The sequence below is a fragment of the Flavobacterium panici genome (assembly GCF_903819335.1).
In the GTDB taxonomy this organism is placed as follows: Bacteria; Bacteroidota; Bacteroidia; order Flavobacteriales; family Flavobacteriaceae; genus Flavobacterium; species Flavobacterium panici.
Window position 1 is genome coordinate 19,529 of sequence record NZ_CAIJDE010000063.1, and the last position, 15,459, is coordinate 34,987.

Genomic DNA, 15,459 nt, shown 5'->3' on the forward strand with positions numbered 1-15,459 from the left:
TTTTGAAATTTTGATAAACGATAGAAAGGAAAATTATAATCTTTAAAGTGAGTCTTTATATTTTATAAAACTGAAAACTAAAACAATATTTTTCTCTATATCAACCTCATAAACAGAAACGTAACCTTTAAAAACATAATCTCTAATATTTTCATTATCAAAGTATTTCGACTTAGTAAAATGAAAAGGATGTTTTAAATCTTTTTTAATATTTTTAAGCAAATCTTTCCTAAACTTTAGAGCTGCTCCGGGTTTATCTTTATAAATATAATGAACTTGTTCTTTTAATAATTTTAAAAATTCATTAGAAATTTTAATTGTCATATTCCAAAAATGTATTATCTAAAATCGAATCTACTTCATCTATCGAATACAACTTTTCATTGCCACTTTTTAATTTAGCATAAGCTGCATGCACTTTTCTTTTATCATTTTCAAAATCAGAATCTTCAATAATTCTCAATTCACTAGGAGAAAACTCACTTAATAATTTAAGAACTTTCTCTCTAATCTCCGGCTGAAATTCTAATCTTATCGCTTCCATAATACTATCATTTTACAATACAAATATAACCTTTTTTGGATTCATGTTTTTTTAAATTAATCTTAAAACCAAAAGACCCGCCTTGAAAACTCAAAACGGGCCCGAACCTAAATATTTAAAACTAAAAATTATTCTTTTTTATCGGTTAAATAATCTGCCGAAAAAACCTTTATGCTCCTCTTCTTCTCCATCTTGTTCTTCTTCATAATGAGCAAACTTTGCCTGATTTTTTTCATGATCGTAAATTAACTCCTTTATATATTCAACATATGATTTCTTTTTTTCTTCTAAAAAACCTATCAAATATTTCTCGCTAAACTCTACTCCGCTTGCGGCTTCAATTTGAAGTAATTTTTTATACAATGGTTCAATATGCATCGCAATCACTTCTTGCGGTACAGCTTGTCTTCTTCCAAAATAATTCACAATAACCCCATTTTCATCTCTTGCAATATCAAAATCTGTAATGACCCAATAATATCTTCCTGATTTTGCTAAATTTTTTACGATTGCATGAAAGTTTTTTCCGTTTTTAAGATTTTCCCATAGCACTTTAAAAATAACTTTTGGCATATCGGGATGGCGAATAATATTATGCGGCTGTCCCATTAATTCATAATCTTCGTAACCACAAACATCAACAAAAACTTCATTGGCATATTCAATAATACCAAAGGCATTTGTTTTACTCATAATTACCTGCGTTTTATCCCACGTAACTTCCTTATCGATTACTGTTACTGGGGTTCGAAGTTGATTTTCCTGATTCATGTCTAGTAGATTTTTTATGTTTTGGATTGGATTTTTAATGCTGATTTCTCAGAATTAATCCGGCAAAAGTAGCTGGAAGAAAAAGCAAAGAATCTGACATTTGTCATATTTTGATATAAAAAAAACTTTTAGTGGTATATTATTGAAACCGAAATTATATTAAGAAAACATAATTTATCAAATTAAAAACAAAAAGTTATATTTATAACACTTTCAACTCCGTTTACTTTTTTGCTTTTCCGTAAATACGTTATCTTTGCCAAAAATTTAAACTATGAATTCTTTACAGACTATAATTGAACAAGCTTGGGAAAACAGAGCTTTATTACAAGAACAAACTACAACTGACGCTATTAGAGAAGTTATCGAATTAGTTGATGCAGGAAAATTACGTGTTGCTGAACCTGTTGGTGATGCCTGGCAGGTAAACGAATGGGTTAAGAAAGCGGTTGTAATGTATTTCCCAATTCAAAAAATGGAAACATGGCAATCTGGTATTTTCGAATATCACGACAAAATGTTGCTAAAAAAAGGTTATGCTGAAAAAGGAATTCGTGTAGTACCAAATGCTGTGGCGCGTTACGGAGCTTATATTTCAAGCGGAGTAATTTTAATGCCAAGTTATGTAAATATTGGTGCTTATGTTGACGAAGGAACTATGGTTGACACTTGGGCAACTGTAGGTAGCTGTGCACAAATTGGTAAAAACGTTCACTTAAGCGGTGGTGTTGGTATTGGCGGTGTTTTAGAGCCATTGCAAGCTGCTCCGGTAATTATTGAAGACGGTGCTTTTATTGGTTCTCGTTGTATTGTGGTAGAAGGTGTTCACGTTGGTAAAGAAGCTGTTCTTGGTGCTAACGTTTGTTTGACTGCTTCAACAAAAATTATTGACGTTACAGGCGATGAACCAGTTGAAATGAAAGGTTTTGTTCCTGCACGTTCTGTTGTAATTCCTGGAAGTTACACTAAAAAGTTTGCTGCCGGTGAATTTCAGGTTCCATGTGCTTTAATCATTGGTACTCGTAAACCATCTACAGATTTGAAAACTTCATTAAATAATGCACTTCGCGAATACGACGTTGCGGTATAATTTATAAAGAACAAATAAATTAAAAAATCCAAATTCCAATTGATTATGATTGGAATTTGGATTTTTTTTGCTTCAATTTGTAACCAATTAAAAGATTCCCTTTTTAGATGAAGATACTTGTTATTCAACAAAAAATGATTGGAGACGTTTTAGTCAGCAGTATTATTTGCAATAATCTGCGTGCTGCTTATCCAGATGCTCAAATAGATTATTTGGTTTATGCTTCGACAACTCCAGTTTTAGAAGGTAATGCAAGTATGGACAACATCATTTTATTTGAAGAAAAACATCGAAAAAGTAAAAAAGAATTATTGAAACTTGGTTTTCAAATTCGAAATGAAAAATACGATCTGGTTATTGATGCCTATTCAAAATTAGAAAGCTGGATTTTAGTATTTTTAAGCAACGCCAAAAGAAAAATCTCTTATAAAAAACCGGGAAGAAACTTTCTTTATACCGATAATGTTCCGTTTGCACCTTTTCCTAAAACTAATTTAGGTTTAGCAATTGAAAGAAGACTTTCATTAATAGAACCTTTAGATTTAAAAATTGCAATAAATCCAATCCCGAAGTTATTTGTTTCTGAAAAAGAAAATCAGGAAGCTTTAGCTGTTTTTGAAAAACATAATGTTCGCAAAGACAGAAAAACAGTAATGATCAGTCTTTTAGGAAGCGAAAAATTAAAAACGTATCCGCTTGAATTCATGTCGAAAGTAGTGGATTATATTGCAGATAATGCCGATGTAAATATTCTTTTTAATTATTTCCCGAAGCAGATTGAAGATGCAAAAACTGTTTTTAACGCCTGTAAACCTTCAACTCAGGAAAAGATATATTTTGATTTATTAGGCAGCGATTTGCGTTCTTTCATTGCGATTATGAATCAATGTGATTTAATTATAGGAAATGACGGCGGTGCCATAAATATGGCAAAAGCTTTGGAGAAACCTTCGTTCATCATTTTTTCTCCTTGGATTGAAAAGAAAATCTGGGCTACGTTTGAAGACGAAATCCACCATTTATCGGTGCATTTAAAAGATTATCGTTCGGATTTATTTGAGCAGAAATCCGAAAAAATGCTTAAAAAAGAAGCTTTGTCTTTGTATCAGGAATTTAAACCTGAATTTTTTAAAGACAAAATTGAATCATTTCTAGAAAAAAATATCCTCTAAAAATGATTTCGTCTCCAAAACAACTTTTATCGGCTTTATTGATAACTTATAATGAAGAATCCAACATACGTGAAGTTCTTGATAATTTGGCTTTTGCCGATGAAATAATTGTCGTTGATTCTTTTAGTACCGACAAAACTTTCGAAATTGCATCGACTTACAAAAATGTAAAAATTGTTCAGCGTGCTTTTGATAATTTTGCGATTCAGCGAAACTATACAATAGATTTAGCTACAAATTCATGGATTCTTTTTATCGATGCCGACGAGCGAATAAGTCCGGAATTGCAGCGAGAAATTATTAGTGAAATAAATCAGCCAAAAAGTGCTTCTGCTTATTTTTTTCGTAGAGATTTTATCTTCGAAAACAAGAAACTGTACTTTAGCGGCTGGCAGAATGATAAAATTATTCGTCTTTTTAGAAAAGAAGATGCACGCTATAACAACAATAAAATTGTGCACGAAAAACTAATTGTAAAAGGGGAAATTAAAAAATTAAAGCACAAACTAACACATCATTCTTATTCTGATTACGAAAATTATAAGCAAAAAATGATTTTCTACGGACAGTTAAAAGCGCAGGAAGAGTTAACAAAAAACACTAATCCTAACTTTTTTCATTTCTATATTCGACCTGTTTATCAGTTTTTAAACCAATATTTATTAAGGCTTGGATTTTTAGACGGAAGAAAGGGAATTATTATCTGTTACTTAAATGCTTTGAGTGTATCGGTTCGTTTTCAGGAACTTAAAAAAATACAGAAACAAATTAAGATTTCTTCCAGAATTTAAGTTTCTTTTTCAATCTTTTCTTTCTTGCAAATTCTTCCTGAAAAGTAGAAGTTGCCTGCCACATTTTTTCAAAAATTTCAGCTTCAGATTTATCAGTATAGAATTTAGAATATTCGTTACTCATTACAGCGATCATTTCTTTTTTAGGCGTTAAACGGCTAAAATTGTTCATGCGCTGTTCGAAACTCATATTATCGTGAAAATTCATTCGGTTTAAATCGACCAAAAAGAAACTATAGATATTGTTTTCGTTCTTTTTAATTAATGTATTTCCCGGCGAATGATCAAGAAACTCTACTCCTTTTTCATGAAGATCAAAAGTGAATTTTGTAAACTGTCTTAAAATGTTATCGTTATCAGGATACTCTGGAATTTCTACCAATTCTCTATAAGTCAGCTCTGTAACTAAATGTTCGCTGGCATAATAACTATCTTTTAAACCCACTAAATTAAAATTCTCAAGAAATGCAATTGGTTCCGGAGTTCCAATTCCTTTTTCTAATAAAATCGTGGCATATTCAAACGAACGTCTGGCTTTTGATTTTCTAAAATATCGGTAAGCAATTTTGTTAACTATATTCGGAATTTTAAATGATTTGATATTGATTTTTTTTCCATCTAAATCAAACAATTTTATCTTATTACGATCTCCGTTTCCAAAAAGTTCGCCAGACGAGCCAAACGTTTTGATGGTGACCAAAATTGCTGGAGTATTATTTTCGAAAGAAGGATTTACTTTAAAATTCATCAGTAGTTTTTTATAAAGGGACAAAAATACGGATACGATTTAAGACTTCAAATTATTATTGTACTTTCGTAAAAAAAGAAAAATAATGTCCCAAAAAAGTATCTTTCTAGAAACGCATAATATCAACAACAGAGCATCAGGTTTAGGAACTTTTAATTATGAATTAATTAAAGGATTATCTACGTTAGATTTTGATAATTACGAATTAACGCTGAACAGTGCAAAGCCGGAACTTTTAAAAGACGAATTTAAGGATAAATTTAAATACCATAAATACAGCAGTCTTTCAAGACATCCGTTGTTTAGAATTCGAAAAAAATACGATTTATGGCATTCTGTAAATCAAAATATTAAAGTTGAGCCTTTTCATAAAATTAATTATCTGCTAACTGTTCACGATATTCATTTTGTAGAAGAAGTTTCAAACGATAAAAGTCCTAAATTAAAGAAGCTTTTTGCAGAAAAACTAGAAAGATCTACTGCGATTACTTATATCTCAGAATTTGCAAAGAAACATACACACGAACATTTTAATGTTCCAAATGTTCCTGAATATGTTATTTATAACGGAAACCCAATTTCAACACTTTTAGATACTTCTGCTTTTGTTTCAAATGTTCCTGTCGATAAGCCTTTCTTTTATTGTATTGGAGATTTTATTGAAAGAAAGAATTACAGTTCGATCATTAATATGATGAAATTGATAAAAGATTTTAATTTAATTATTTCAGGAAATAACGATAAAAAATACGGTGAAGAAATCAAAAAACTCATTTCTGATAATAATTTAGAAAATCAGGTTTTTTTAACCGGAAAAGTGTCTGATGAAGGGAAACAGTTTTATATGAAAAACTGTACCGCATTTCTTTTTCCATCAATTCGCGAAGGTTTTGGACTTCCGCCAATTGAAGCGATGAGTTTTGGCAAACCGGTATTTTTATCTGATAGAACTTCGCTGCCTGAAATTGGAGGCGATGTTTCTAATTATTGGAACAATTTTGATCCTGAATACATGAAAGAGATTCTTTTTAGCGGATTAACGAATTTTGACAATAATAAAACCGAAATCGAAAATCAGCTTAAAAAAAGAGCTGCAAGTTTCGATTGGAAAGTTGCAGCTGCTGAATATTTTAATGTTTATAAAGAGATCGTAAAATAAATTCTATTTATTTAAATGTTTAAACCACTGCCCGACGTTTTTTTTCCAAATGAAAAAATCTGAGGGCAGAACTTTAAAAAAGTCCAGATTATTTTTGATTTCATTAAAAGTTGAACCTTTAACAAACGCCAGTTTTTTCCATTTTTCCGGTTCCATATAAAAGAAGTTTCGCATGCTTTTATAGTTGCACTCGTTTACAGTTTCCCATTTATTCAGGAATTCTTCTTTATTGATATCCGTATCATGTCCCCAATTGTTAAACTTCATTTCCAGTTCTTCTTTTGTTCTGGATATGCATTCGTGTAAAATTGGCCCTTTAAAATAAATGATTCTTTTACGGGTTTGTCTTCCTATTTTATAACTAGGATAGTTTGTAGCCACCATGATTTTGGTCGGCTTTTTAACATACAATACTCCTTTATCCAATCTTTTATAAAGGTTTATAAGGCATGGAGAAATCTGAACCTGATTTTTTTCGGGATTATCCAGAAAATGATTTTTTGACTTTAAAAATTTTACAAATCCTTTAAAATCTAAAAAATATTCATCTGCATCTAATTGAATGAGCCAGTTTCCTATACCCATTTTATCGGCAAGAATTTTTCTTTCCAAAACTTCACACTGCATGCTGGTCAGTTCCGGATGATAAAAATTATCTTCTAGTATTTCTATTTTAGAATCGACATCAATCGTCCTCAACCATTGAAAAAAATCGTCTTCTATAACAAAAGATTCTCCTTTCCAGGTCTTTCTTTCTTTATCAATTGCTAAAAAAATTGAGTCAGATTCTTTATATACTTGTGGAATAGCAATTTTAAGCAATTCATAATCATACGACACTAAAAATCCGACCTGAATTTTTTTCATTTAATTAAATTTGTTAGGGGCAAAGATAAAAACATTCCGAAATTATCTACGAAATTTGCTTTCGAATTTTTAAGATAATTTTAACTTAAACATTATCTTTGCATTATAAAACAAAAACCATGCAAATTCTTCAATTTCCTGAAATTTCTGTGATAATTCCTGTGTTTAATGCAGCTTCATTTTTGCACGAAAGCATTGAAAGTATCTTAAGTCAAACATTCTCAGATTTTGAACTTATCATATTAAACGATAAATCTACTGATGAAAGTTTAGAAATAATTAAAAAATTTCAAGCTAAAGATAATCGAATAATTATTATAGACAAAGAACAGAATGTTGGACCTGCAAACCTTAGGAATGAAGGTATTAACGCTGCAAAAGGCACTTATATTGCATTGATGGATGCTGATGATATTGCTTTGCCAACCCGTTTTGAAAAACAAATTGAAGTATTAAAAAACAATTCGGAAATTGGAGTTTGCGGAACATGGTTCACCTTTTTTGGATCAAAAAAAGATAAAATCATAAAGCATAATACAAATCCTGATGCTATAAAAGTATCTTTTTTACACAGTTGTAACATCGGGAATCCAACTGTAATGTTTAAGAAAGAGGTTTTAAGAGATTTAAAATTCGATAACGATTATGTTCCTGTCGAAGATTATGATTTATGGAGCAGATTATTGGCGAAAACTAACTTTTATAATATTCCTGAATCTCTATTAAATTACAGACAGCACAATAACAATATCAGTAAAACAAAAATTGATAATGTAAACCGGTCTGTAAAAAGAGTTAAAGTAAATCAATTGGCTTCGCTTGAAATTGATCCTGCTGATCCAAAAATTGATTTTTACCTAAATGCTGTTTCGTTTAAAAAAGGTCTTTCTCCAGAAGAAATTATCGAAACTATTAATGCGTCAAAATTCCTGCTTTTGCAAAATGAAAAGTTGAGATATTTTAATCATGAGATTTTTCAAAAGCATATCACTAAAAATTTAATCCGCATTGTTCGAAATGCAGGTTCTTATAAACTTTCATTTTATAAGCATTTGAAAAATAACGAAGGGGCATTATTCCAAAAAATAAACTTCGTTGATAAAGTGATTCTTTATTTTAAATCGCTAACCGGGAAGTAATAATTATATATTTGTTTTAATATAACGCCACAGGTATTTCATTTTTAATGACAAGCTGGCTTTATCTAAAAATTCATTTATAGCGTTTTCATGATCTTTGCCGTTTTTGAATTCTTTGTTTTTACGTAATTTCAAAGCCTCAAAAGCCGAAGCTTTTAGCAAAGTTTCCAAAACTCTTTTAATGTTTTGTGTCCTGGACTGCGGAATGTTATCAAATATCTCTTTTAAATTCAGATAAGATGAATAACGTTGCAGGAATGGTGTCTGCAAAGAATAAATTCCGCCTGAATGCCATCTGTAAACTGCGCCTTGAAAATTCAGGAAAGCTCCTTTTCCGTTACAAAGAGCTAAAGCATAAAGCGTGTTATCTTTACTGTATTGGAACTTTTTGTAATCTAAAGGATCAACTGCATCTTTTTTGAAAACGCTCGTTAAAGTATAAGTACAATACGGCTTAAAAATAGTATTAAAATCAATTGTGTATATGTCTGGCAAAGTGCTGTTAAAATCGTTTGGTATTAATTCAGCTTCTTTTTTAGTATAAAAATCAGTCCATGTAATTACATACTCTGAATTGTTTTCTAAAAAATCAACTTGCTTTTGCAGTTTTAATTCATCAATCCAATAATCGTCTCCTTCGCACAATGCAATATATTTTCCTTGTGCTTTTGGAAAAGTAAAATCACTCCATATATTAACCTCTTTTTTAGAATACTGATTTTCTTTCTGTAAAATTGGTTTTATTATTAAAGGGTATTTTACAGCAAAATCATTAATTACAGATTCAGTATTATCTGTCGAAGCATCATCATGCACGATTATTTCAAATGGAAATGTAGTTTTTTGAATTAAAAATCCGTTTAGCGTTTCACCTATAAAACTTTCATGATTAAATGTGGTGCAAATAATACTTACTAAAGGATTTGTATTACTATTTTCCCAACTTGAAACGATATCGTTTTGATCTCTCATATTTGAATTTATTCACTAAACAAAACCTAGCAATATTGCCATCATTATTTTATGATTTACAAAAATCTAAGTCTTTAGTAAGGATTTTTAAAACTCCATTTTTTTTGCAGGAACGCCAAAAACAGTAGTATTTTCTTTTACGTTTTTAATAACAAGGCTCGCAGCTCCAACTGTTGCGCCTTTTCTAACGATAACATTAGGTAAAACTGTAGATCGTGTATTTAAGCATACTTCTTCTTCTAAAACAGCATAACCTCCCGTAAAACTATAGGCATTTATATGACACCATTTACCAATTTTAGAATCGTGCCCAATGGCTACAAATCCCTGAATTGTTACAAAATCATCAAGTACACAGTCATTGCTTATATTAGAATACATGAATATAATTATACCGTTACCCAATTTTACGTTTGATGTAAAAACTACCGTTGGGTGAATCAAATTAATAAACTGACCTCCTTTTGATAAAATTATTTCGACATAATGTTTTTTCCATTTCAGATCTCCAAGTGCGCAAACAAATACATCATTATCCTGAATTTCATAATTTTCTACTGATGAAATGATTGCAGGGTAATTTTCAAAACCGTCTAAAGCATCTAATTTATCATCTAAGAAACCTTTTATAGTATATTCAGTATTATAGCCTGAACATTGTCTTGCAAGCCCACATACCTCACGGCCGTATCCTCTTGCTCCTATTATGATTAAATTTTTCATCTTTAAATTATTAAGTTACAAGCAGCCCAGGAATATCCTACGCCAAATCCTGCCAATATCAAATTCTTGGATTCTGTTAATTTCCCTTGCTCTTGAGCTTCATATAAAGCAATCGGAATTGTTGATGAAACTGTATTTCCACACTCTTCCATAGCAATAAAAAATTTCTCTTCGGGAATTTTTATTTTCTTTCTCAGGTGATTAAGCATGTATTTATTTGCCTGATGAAAGATATATAAATCGATATCCTCTTTAGTTAAATTCGATTTCTCTAAAATAGCTTCCGTAAGTTTCGGAACAAATTCTCCTGTAAAATTGAAAATTTCTGCACCGTTCATGTACAAATTTTTATCATTTCGAACGTTTCCATATTCATCGTGAATATCTTCATTTTCATTAGAAACCGGAAAACGCATTCCGCCTTGTTTTACAATTAAGTTTTCAGCCCCTTTTCCATCTGTTCCAAAAATAAATTTACCAAGAGAACAAAATCCTTCTTCGCTTGATATTAATGTTGCAGCAGCGGCGTCTCCAAAAATAGTTTTGTTACTTTTATCTTTATGATGAATAAATTTAGAATAGGTTTCGGAGGTAATCAGCAAAACATTTTTTGCCATTTCACCAGCTATTAAACCTTTTGCTAAGCTTAATCCATAAACAAATCCCGAACATCCAAGGTTAAAATCTAAAGCTCCAATTGATGTATTTAGTCCTAATTTGTCCTGAATAATACAAGCCGTTGTAGGCAAGAAATAATCTGGACTTTGGGTACAAAATAACAAGTAATCAATAGTCGATTTGTCGATATTGTGTTCTGCAAATAATCGTTCTGCAGCTTTTACTGCCATATCAGATGAAAATTCATCTTTTGCACTTATGTGTCTTGAATTGATTCCCGTTTTAGAACTGATTTTTTCAATATCCCATTCCGGAAATTCTTTATTTATTAAATCATTCGACAGAACTTCTTCTGGAAGATAATAAGATATGGCTTTTATATTAGCTTTCATTTTCCAGGAATTTTAAATATTGTTTTTGAAAATGATGTACTCGTTCTTCTTCATCAGAAAGTTTTCCTGATAAATTGGTATGTCTTACGCCTTGCTGAACAAGCTGACAAACTGTTTTATCTTCATCAAAAACCTGTCTGTTAAAACCAATTAAAGATTCTTCAAAAGCTTTAATTACAATTGGAGTTTTTTCAGAATCAGCTGTAGCGGTTGTAAAAACATAACTTGTAAATTTTGTACTGTCTGGTGTAATTGGTTCAATTAAAGAATAATTAAACGAAATACCGTGTGTACTTGATATCAACAAATTAGGAAAAATCAATATATGTTTGTAGCCTTCAATATCGTAACTTCTTGGTGAATAATAGGAATTGATTTTTTTATATCCTCCTTTATCTTTTACGATATTCAAATCACTGGTCCAGCTTGAATTAGTTTTATCAAAAGTAAAATCTAATCCCGAAGGTTCTAATTTAGCAAGAGTTTCAGCATGAACTAAACCCACGTGATAACTTTCCAGCGTATTTTCGACAATCACTTTCCAGTTTGCATTTATTTCCATAGAATTAACATCAATTCTATTTCCTAAACTTAATGACATTGTTTTTAATTCATCATAAAATACGCCTATAAAATCTTCTAAAGGCTCAATGTCTTCATCTAAAGAAACAAAACATAAATCTCCGCAAAATGAAATTTTAAACTCCTTTAATTTCATTTCGCAAAGTTCTTCTTTAGAGAATTTTTTAAACAAAGGTTTTTTCGGAATTCCGCTTGGAATTCCGTTTTTATCATACGCCCATCCATGATAAGGACAAACCAAAGGTCTGTTTCCAGATGCTTCTTGCTGAATTATGGAAAAACGGTGTGAACAAACGTTTAAAAATGATTTAATCTCTCCTCTCACATTTTGAACCACAACTGGTATGCCTGCAATTTTTAAAGCAATGAAGTCATTATCATTTAAAAAATCAGATCTGAATCCCACAAAATGCCACACTTTTTTAAAAAGCATATTGTTTTCTTGCCCAAAAACAGCATCATCATAATAATGAAAAGCAGGTATGTTTGAATTCATAATTTTTATTTTAATGTGAATCCGCCATCAATAATTAAGTCAGAACCTGTCATCCATTTACTCATATCACTTAATAAATACATAACCAGTCCGGCAACATCTGATGGTTCTCCATATCCCAGCGGATATTCTAATTCAGCTTTTTTCAATTCTTCTTCAGAAGCTGCATCACTTGCCTGTTCCGTCATTGCTGTTTTAACAATTCCGGGGCAAATGCTGTTTGATCTAATTCCCTGCGGAGCCAGCTCTGTAGCCAATACTTTAGAAAAAGATATTAAGGCGGCTTTTGATGCTGCATACATAGCAGTTCCACCCACGCCTAGTTTTGAGGAAATGGATGATATAAAAACAAGAGATGCTTTTTTATTCAGCAATTTCTTTTTGATTAGTTTTTGACTTAGAATAACATTACTATCAAAGTTTACAGAAAAAACAGCATCTATTTTACTTTCGTTCAAAAATTTAACTGGCAGATATTCTACAATACCAGCATTAAAAATAACGCCGTCATAAGGTAAACTTTGCGCAATTAATTCATCAATATCTGCAGGCTTAGAAAGGTCAACAGCATGTATTTTGTGGCCGCTTCCGCTTAATAATGAAATGGTTTCCTGCAGTTTTTCTACATTTCTTCCTACTATAGTAACAGTTGCTCCTAATTTTGAAGCCGAAATTGCAATTTCTCTTCCAATTCCCTGAGATGCGCCTGTAACTAATATATTTTTATCTTGTAATGTAATCATTCTATAATTCGATTAAATCCAGAACCTCTATTTTACAATTTTCAACAAACACAGTTCCCCATGATAATCCCACACCAAAACCGCACATTAATAAATTAGAAGACTTATTTTCTATTTTATCTTTTAATTCTGATACTATTGTCAACGGAATTGTAGCTGAAGAAGTGTTCCCAAAATGTTGTAATGAATACGGAACTTTTTCAACTGGAAGTTTTAACTTTTTGGCAATCATTTTATTCATCATCAAATTTGCCTGATGAAAAATAAAATAATCTATTTTTTCTTTATCAATCGCGTATTTTTCCAATAACTTATTTACGGTTTTAGGCCCTTGCGAAATTCCAAAGCCAAAAACGTCCATACCATCAAGAACTAAATCGCAGGAATTTCGGCTAATTCCTTCTTCAATAATTTTTATTTCTAAAGAATCAGCGTTTATTCTGTTTCTTGATCCTCCATCGGGTACAATAATGGTTTTATAACCTGACCCATCTGTTCCTAAATCAAAAAGAAAGTTTCCAGTATTTTCATTAAGTTCAAATGCAGTTGCGCTTCCGGCATCTCCAAAAAGCGGCAATGTACTTTTATCCTTATCTGAAACAATTTTACTAATTGTATCTCCTGCCAAAAGCAAACCTTTTTTTAAACCTGTTGCTTTCATCATTCCTGCAATAATAGACATTCCGTATACATATCCTGAACATCCTAGCGGAACATCAAAAGCAATACAATTGGTAGATAAACCTAATCTGTCCTGAAGAATAGCGGCAGAAACTGGCAAAATATAATCGCCTGTTTGTGAAACAAAAACAAGAATTTCGATTTCGTCTTTCTGCCAGTTTAAATCTTTAATTAGTTTTTCGGCAGATTCACAGCATAAATCAGACGTGCAAATTTCTTTTGAAGCAATGCGTCGTTCTTCAACTCCTGTTACATCTATAAATTTTTGAATTTCTTCCTTTGTCAATATATCCAAGTCAATATTGCGTTCCTTATTTTTAGGAACACAGCAAGAAATACCTTTTATTACAATATCATTTATTGAAAAAACGGCCATTTAATTATCCTTTATTTTTAATTATTTCGAAGATATCATTTAATGAATCTGAAGATTTAATATCATCTCCCGTTAACTTCACAGAATATTCCTCATCAGCCATTGCAATTAATGATAAAGCTGTCAATGAGTTCCACTCATCTAAATCTCTAAAAACAGTTTCCTGAGTGATTAAAGCCGCATCTGTATCATCTAAAATATCTGCAAAATTTTTCAAAAAAGCGTTGATTTCCATAGTAATCCTATAATTTATTTTTGTTTATTCTTTAATGTTGATTTTCGAAAACATCAAAAAGCATTCCTATAATTTCACAAAAACCACTTAAAACCTTGTTTGTCAAGCACGTTAATAACGTGTTTAACTACCGTCAATGTTATAATAGTTATTAATGTCAAAAATTAAGGTTTCTTTTCCTAATTTTACCCCGCAAATATAACAATAGTTTATCCGTAATGATAAATTAAACTCATTAAATCCATAATTAAATGATTCCTGTAACCAAAACTTTTTTGCCCCCGCAAGAAGAATATAATTCTTATGTAAAACGTGCATGGGATAAAGTTTGGCTAACAAATAGAGGCGAACTTACTTTAGAATTAGAAGATAAACTTAAAAATCTTCTTGGCGTTTCTAATTTGATAATTACTAATAACGGTACAATTCCTATTCAAATTGCCTTAAAACTGTTTGGAGAAGGCGGTGAAATCATTACAACACCATTTTCATATGTTGCCACATCTGCGGCAATTGTTTGGGAAAACTGTAAGCCTGTATTTGTAGATATCAATCCGGATTATTTAACAATTGACGAAACCAAAATTGAAGCTGCAATAACACCCAAAACAACTGCCATATTAGCAACTCATGTTTTTGGAAATCCTTGTGATGTTATTGCTATCGAAAATATTGCAAAAAAACACAATCTAAAAGTTATTTATGATGCTGCACATTGTTTTGGAGTTAAATTCAACAATCAGTCTGTATTTAATTTTGGAGATGTAAGCACTTGTAGTTTTCATGCCACTAAATTATTTCATACCGGAGAAGGCGGCGCTATGTTTTGCAACGATGCAGCCATTTTTCACCAACTTTATTACAGTCATAATTTTGGTCATAATGGTCCTTTAGCTTTTCATGGTTTAGGAATAAATGCTAAAATTTCTGAGTTACAGTCTGCATTAGGCCTGGCGGTTCTTCCATATATGGACCATATTATTTCTGAAAGAAAAAAAGTGGTTGATTTCTATAATAACAATTTAAATTTCAATACTGTAAAAACTTTAAAAATAAGAGAAAACACAGAATGGAATTATAGTTATTATCCTGTAATTTTAGATTCTGAAGAAACTTTATTAAAAGTTTTGGAAGCTTTAGCAAATGACAATATAATTCCCCGACGTTATTTTTATCCTTCTTTGAATACTATAGAATATACAAAAGGAGAAAAAATGCCTGTTTCTGAATCTATCGCATCGCGAATTTTATGTTTACCGCTTTATGTGGGAATTTCTGAAGCAGATTTAAAAAATATAACTCAAATTATAAATACACAAACATCGTAATACAGAGCATTATTCTGTTATTATTAAAATAT

18 protein-coding genes are annotated in these 15,459 nt (G+C 30.9%); 6 read left to right on the forward strand and 12 right to left on the reverse strand.

Annotation, left to right across the window (positions count from 1 at the left end):
- Positions 1 to 42 precede the first annotated feature (42 nt).
- The 3 genes from FLAPXU55_RS21480 to FLAPXU55_RS21490 all read right to left on the reverse strand — a co-directional run bounded on the left by FLAPXU55_RS21480 (position 43) and on the right by FLAPXU55_RS21490 (position 1,315).
- Entirely contained in the window at positions 43 to 324 is a 282-nt protein-coding gene (locus FLAPXU55_RS21480; RefSeq protein ID WP_180861234.1) for a type II toxin-antitoxin system RelE/ParE family toxin, read from the reverse strand.
- A complete protein-coding gene (locus FLAPXU55_RS21485; protein WP_180861236.1) occupies positions 314 to 544 on the reverse strand; it encodes a hypothetical protein in 231 nt (76 codons plus the stop codon). The genes FLAPXU55_RS21480 and FLAPXU55_RS21485 overlap by 11 nt, the downstream gene beginning before the upstream one ends.
- 138 nt (positions 545 to 682) lie before the next feature.
- Positions 683 to 1,315, reverse strand: coding sequence for a PAS domain-containing protein (locus FLAPXU55_RS21490; RefSeq protein ID WP_180861238.1), 633 nt, complete (start codon positions 1,313 to 1,315; stop codon positions 683 to 685).
- A 274-nt stretch (positions 1,316 to 1,589) separates the two neighbouring features.
- Here FLAPXU55_RS21490 and FLAPXU55_RS21495 point away from each other — a divergent pair, with 274 nt between their 5' ends.
- The 3 genes from FLAPXU55_RS21495 (at position 1,590) to FLAPXU55_RS21505 (ending at position 4,368) form a co-directional block, all read left to right on the forward strand.
- Entirely contained in the window at positions 1,590 to 2,405 is an 816-nt protein-coding gene (locus FLAPXU55_RS21495) for a 2,3,4,5-tetrahydropyridine-2,6-dicarboxylate N-succinyltransferase (protein WP_053473621.1), read from the forward strand.
- Positions 2,406 to 2,512: 107 nt separating this feature from the next.
- Positions 2,513 to 3,577: a glycosyltransferase family 9 protein gene (locus FLAPXU55_RS21500; protein WP_235992132.1), complete on the forward strand. Its 1,065-nt coding sequence runs from the start codon at positions 2,513 to 2,515 to the stop codon at positions 3,575 to 3,577.
- Positions 3,578 to 3,579: 2 nt separating this feature from the next.
- On the forward strand, positions 3,580 to 4,368 hold the full coding sequence (locus FLAPXU55_RS21505; RefSeq protein WP_180861240.1) for a glycosyltransferase family 2 protein: 789 nt from the start codon (positions 3,580 to 3,582) through the stop codon (positions 4,366 to 4,368).
- On the opposite strand, the gene FLAPXU55_RS21510 is transcribed toward FLAPXU55_RS21505, so the two are convergent.
- On the reverse strand, positions 4,346 to 5,116 hold the full coding sequence (locus FLAPXU55_RS21510) for a Kdo domain containing protein (protein WP_180861242.1): 771 nt from the start codon (positions 5,114 to 5,116) through the stop codon (positions 4,346 to 4,348). The two genes, FLAPXU55_RS21505 and FLAPXU55_RS21510, sit on opposite strands and share 23 nt — an antisense overlap.
- Before the next feature lie 85 nt (positions 5,117 to 5,201).
- Between FLAPXU55_RS21510 and FLAPXU55_RS21515 the strand changes: the two genes are divergently transcribed.
- Positions 5,202 to 6,275, forward strand: coding sequence for a glycosyltransferase family 4 protein (locus tag FLAPXU55_RS21515; RefSeq protein ID WP_180861244.1), 1,074 nt, complete (start codon positions 5,202 to 5,204; stop codon positions 6,273 to 6,275).
- A 3-nt stretch (positions 6,276 to 6,278) separates the two neighbouring features.
- Here FLAPXU55_RS21515 and FLAPXU55_RS21520 read toward each other — a convergent pair whose 3' ends face one another.
- Positions 6,279 to 7,142, reverse strand: a complete 864-nt coding sequence (locus tag FLAPXU55_RS21520; protein WP_180861246.1) for a hypothetical protein — start codon at positions 7,140 to 7,142, stop codon at positions 6,279 to 6,281.
- A gap of 119 nt (positions 7,143 to 7,261) precedes the next feature.
- Between FLAPXU55_RS21520 and FLAPXU55_RS21525 the strand changes: the two genes are divergently transcribed.
- The gene (locus FLAPXU55_RS21525) at positions 7,262 to 8,281 is read left to right on the forward strand and encodes a glycosyltransferase family 2 protein (RefSeq protein ID WP_180861248.1); all 1,020 of its coding nucleotides are present in this window, start codon (positions 7,262 to 7,264) and stop codon (positions 8,279 to 8,281) included.
- Positions 8,282 to 8,284: 3 nt separating this feature from the next.
- Here the strand turns inward: FLAPXU55_RS21525 and FLAPXU55_RS21530 are convergent, their stop codons facing one another.
- The 7 genes from FLAPXU55_RS21530 to FLAPXU55_RS21560 all read right to left on the reverse strand — a co-directional run bounded on the left by FLAPXU55_RS21530 (position 8,285) and on the right by FLAPXU55_RS21560 (position 14,099).
- Complete coding sequence (locus FLAPXU55_RS21530) at positions 8,285 to 9,253, reverse strand: glycosyltransferase family 2 protein (RefSeq protein ID WP_180861250.1); 969 nt, start codon at positions 9,251 to 9,253, stop codon at positions 8,285 to 8,287.
- 87 nt (positions 9,254 to 9,340) lie between these two features.
- A complete protein-coding gene (locus FLAPXU55_RS21535) occupies positions 9,341 to 9,976 on the reverse strand; it encodes a PglD-related sugar-binding protein (protein WP_180861252.1) in 636 nt (211 codons plus the stop codon).
- Positions 9,977 to 9,978: 2 nt separating this feature from the next.
- Complete coding sequence (locus tag FLAPXU55_RS21540) at positions 9,979 to 10,986, reverse strand: 3-oxoacyl-ACP synthase III family protein (RefSeq protein ID WP_180861254.1); 1,008 nt, start codon at positions 10,984 to 10,986, stop codon at positions 9,979 to 9,981.
- Positions 10,976 to 12,064: an aromatic ring-hydroxylating oxygenase subunit alpha gene (locus FLAPXU55_RS21545; RefSeq protein ID WP_180861256.1), complete on the reverse strand. Its 1,089-nt coding sequence runs from the start codon at positions 12,062 to 12,064 to the stop codon at positions 10,976 to 10,978. Before FLAPXU55_RS21545 ends, FLAPXU55_RS21540 begins: the two co-directional genes overlap by 11 nt.
- 5 nt (positions 12,065 to 12,069) lie before the next feature.
- A complete protein-coding gene (locus FLAPXU55_RS21550) occupies positions 12,070 to 12,807 on the reverse strand; it encodes an SDR family NAD(P)-dependent oxidoreductase (protein WP_180861258.1) in 738 nt (245 codons plus the stop codon).
- Position 12,808: 1 nt separating this feature from the next.
- Positions 12,809 to 13,864: a ketoacyl-ACP synthase III gene (locus FLAPXU55_RS21555; RefSeq protein ID WP_180861260.1), complete on the reverse strand. Its 1,056-nt coding sequence runs from the start codon at positions 13,862 to 13,864 to the stop codon at positions 12,809 to 12,811.
- A 4-nt stretch (positions 13,865 to 13,868) separates the two neighbouring features.
- Positions 13,869 to 14,099, reverse strand: a complete 231-nt coding sequence (locus tag FLAPXU55_RS21560) for a phosphopantetheine-binding protein (RefSeq protein WP_056206255.1) — start codon at positions 14,097 to 14,099, stop codon at positions 13,869 to 13,871.
- Positions 14,100 to 14,350: 251 nt separating this feature from the next.
- On the opposite strand from FLAPXU55_RS21560, the gene FLAPXU55_RS21565 reads away from it, so the two are divergent.
- Positions 14,351 to 15,427, forward strand: coding sequence for a DegT/DnrJ/EryC1/StrS family aminotransferase (locus tag FLAPXU55_RS21565; protein WP_180861262.1), 1,077 nt, complete (start codon positions 14,351 to 14,353; stop codon positions 15,425 to 15,427).
- The last annotated feature ends 32 nt before the right edge of the window (positions 15,428 to 15,459 follow it).

Excerpts from the sequence above, each read along its gene's own strand:
- FLAPXU55_RS21480 (WP_180861234.1), bottom strand. The coding sequence starts at position 324 with ATGACAATTAAAATTTCTAATGAATTTTTAAAATTATTAAAAGAACAA.
- FLAPXU55_RS21485 (WP_180861236.1), bottom strand. The coding sequence starts at position 544 with ATGGAAGCGATAAGATTAGAATTTCAGCCGGAGATTAGAGAGAAAGTT.
- FLAPXU55_RS21490 (WP_180861238.1), bottom strand. The coding sequence starts at position 1,315 with ATGAATCAGGAAAATCAACTTCGAACCCCAGTAACAGTAATCGATAAG.
- FLAPXU55_RS21495 (WP_053473621.1), top strand. The coding sequence starts at position 1,590 with ATGAATTCTTTACAGACTATAATTGAACAAGCTTGGGAAAACAGAGCT.
- FLAPXU55_RS21500 (WP_235992132.1), top strand. The coding sequence starts at position 2,513 with ATGAAGATACTTGTTATTCAACAAAAAATGATTGGAGACGTTTTAGTC.
- FLAPXU55_RS21505 (WP_180861240.1), top strand. The coding sequence starts at position 3,580 with ATGATTTCGTCTCCAAAACAACTTTTATCGGCTTTATTGATAACTTAT.
- FLAPXU55_RS21510 (WP_180861242.1), bottom strand. The coding sequence starts at position 5,116 with ATGAATTTTAAAGTAAATCCTTCTTTCGAAAATAATACTCCAGCAATT.
- FLAPXU55_RS21515 (WP_180861244.1), top strand. The coding sequence starts at position 5,202 with ATGTCCCAAAAAAGTATCTTTCTAGAAACGCATAATATCAACAACAGA.
- FLAPXU55_RS21520 (WP_180861246.1), bottom strand. The coding sequence starts at position 7,142 with ATGAAAAAAATTCAGGTCGGATTTTTAGTGTCGTATGATTATGAATTG.
- FLAPXU55_RS21525 (WP_180861248.1), top strand. The coding sequence starts at position 7,262 with ATGCAAATTCTTCAATTTCCTGAAATTTCTGTGATAATTCCTGTGTTT.
- FLAPXU55_RS21530 (WP_180861250.1), bottom strand. The coding sequence starts at position 9,253 with ATGAGAGATCAAAACGATATCGTTTCAAGTTGGGAAAATAGTAATACA.
- FLAPXU55_RS21535 (WP_180861252.1), bottom strand. The coding sequence starts at position 9,976 with ATGAAAAATTTAATCATAATAGGAGCAAGAGGATACGGCCGTGAGGTA.
- FLAPXU55_RS21540 (WP_180861254.1), bottom strand. The coding sequence starts at position 10,986 with ATGAAAGCTAATATAAAAGCCATATCTTATTATCTTCCAGAAGAAGTT.
- FLAPXU55_RS21545 (WP_180861256.1), bottom strand. The coding sequence starts at position 12,064 with ATGAATTCAAACATACCTGCTTTTCATTATTATGATGATGCTGTTTTT.
- FLAPXU55_RS21550 (WP_180861258.1), bottom strand. The coding sequence starts at position 12,807 with ATGATTACATTACAAGATAAAAATATATTAGTTACAGGCGCATCTCAG.
- FLAPXU55_RS21555 (WP_180861260.1), bottom strand. The coding sequence starts at position 13,864 with ATGGCCGTTTTTTCAATAAATGATATTGTAATAAAAGGTATTTCTTGC.
- FLAPXU55_RS21560 (WP_056206255.1), bottom strand. The coding sequence starts at position 14,099 with ATGGAAATCAACGCTTTTTTGAAAAATTTTGCAGATATTTTAGATGAT.
- FLAPXU55_RS21565 (WP_180861262.1), top strand. The coding sequence starts at position 14,351 with ATGATTCCTGTAACCAAAACTTTTTTGCCCCCGCAAGAAGAATATAAT.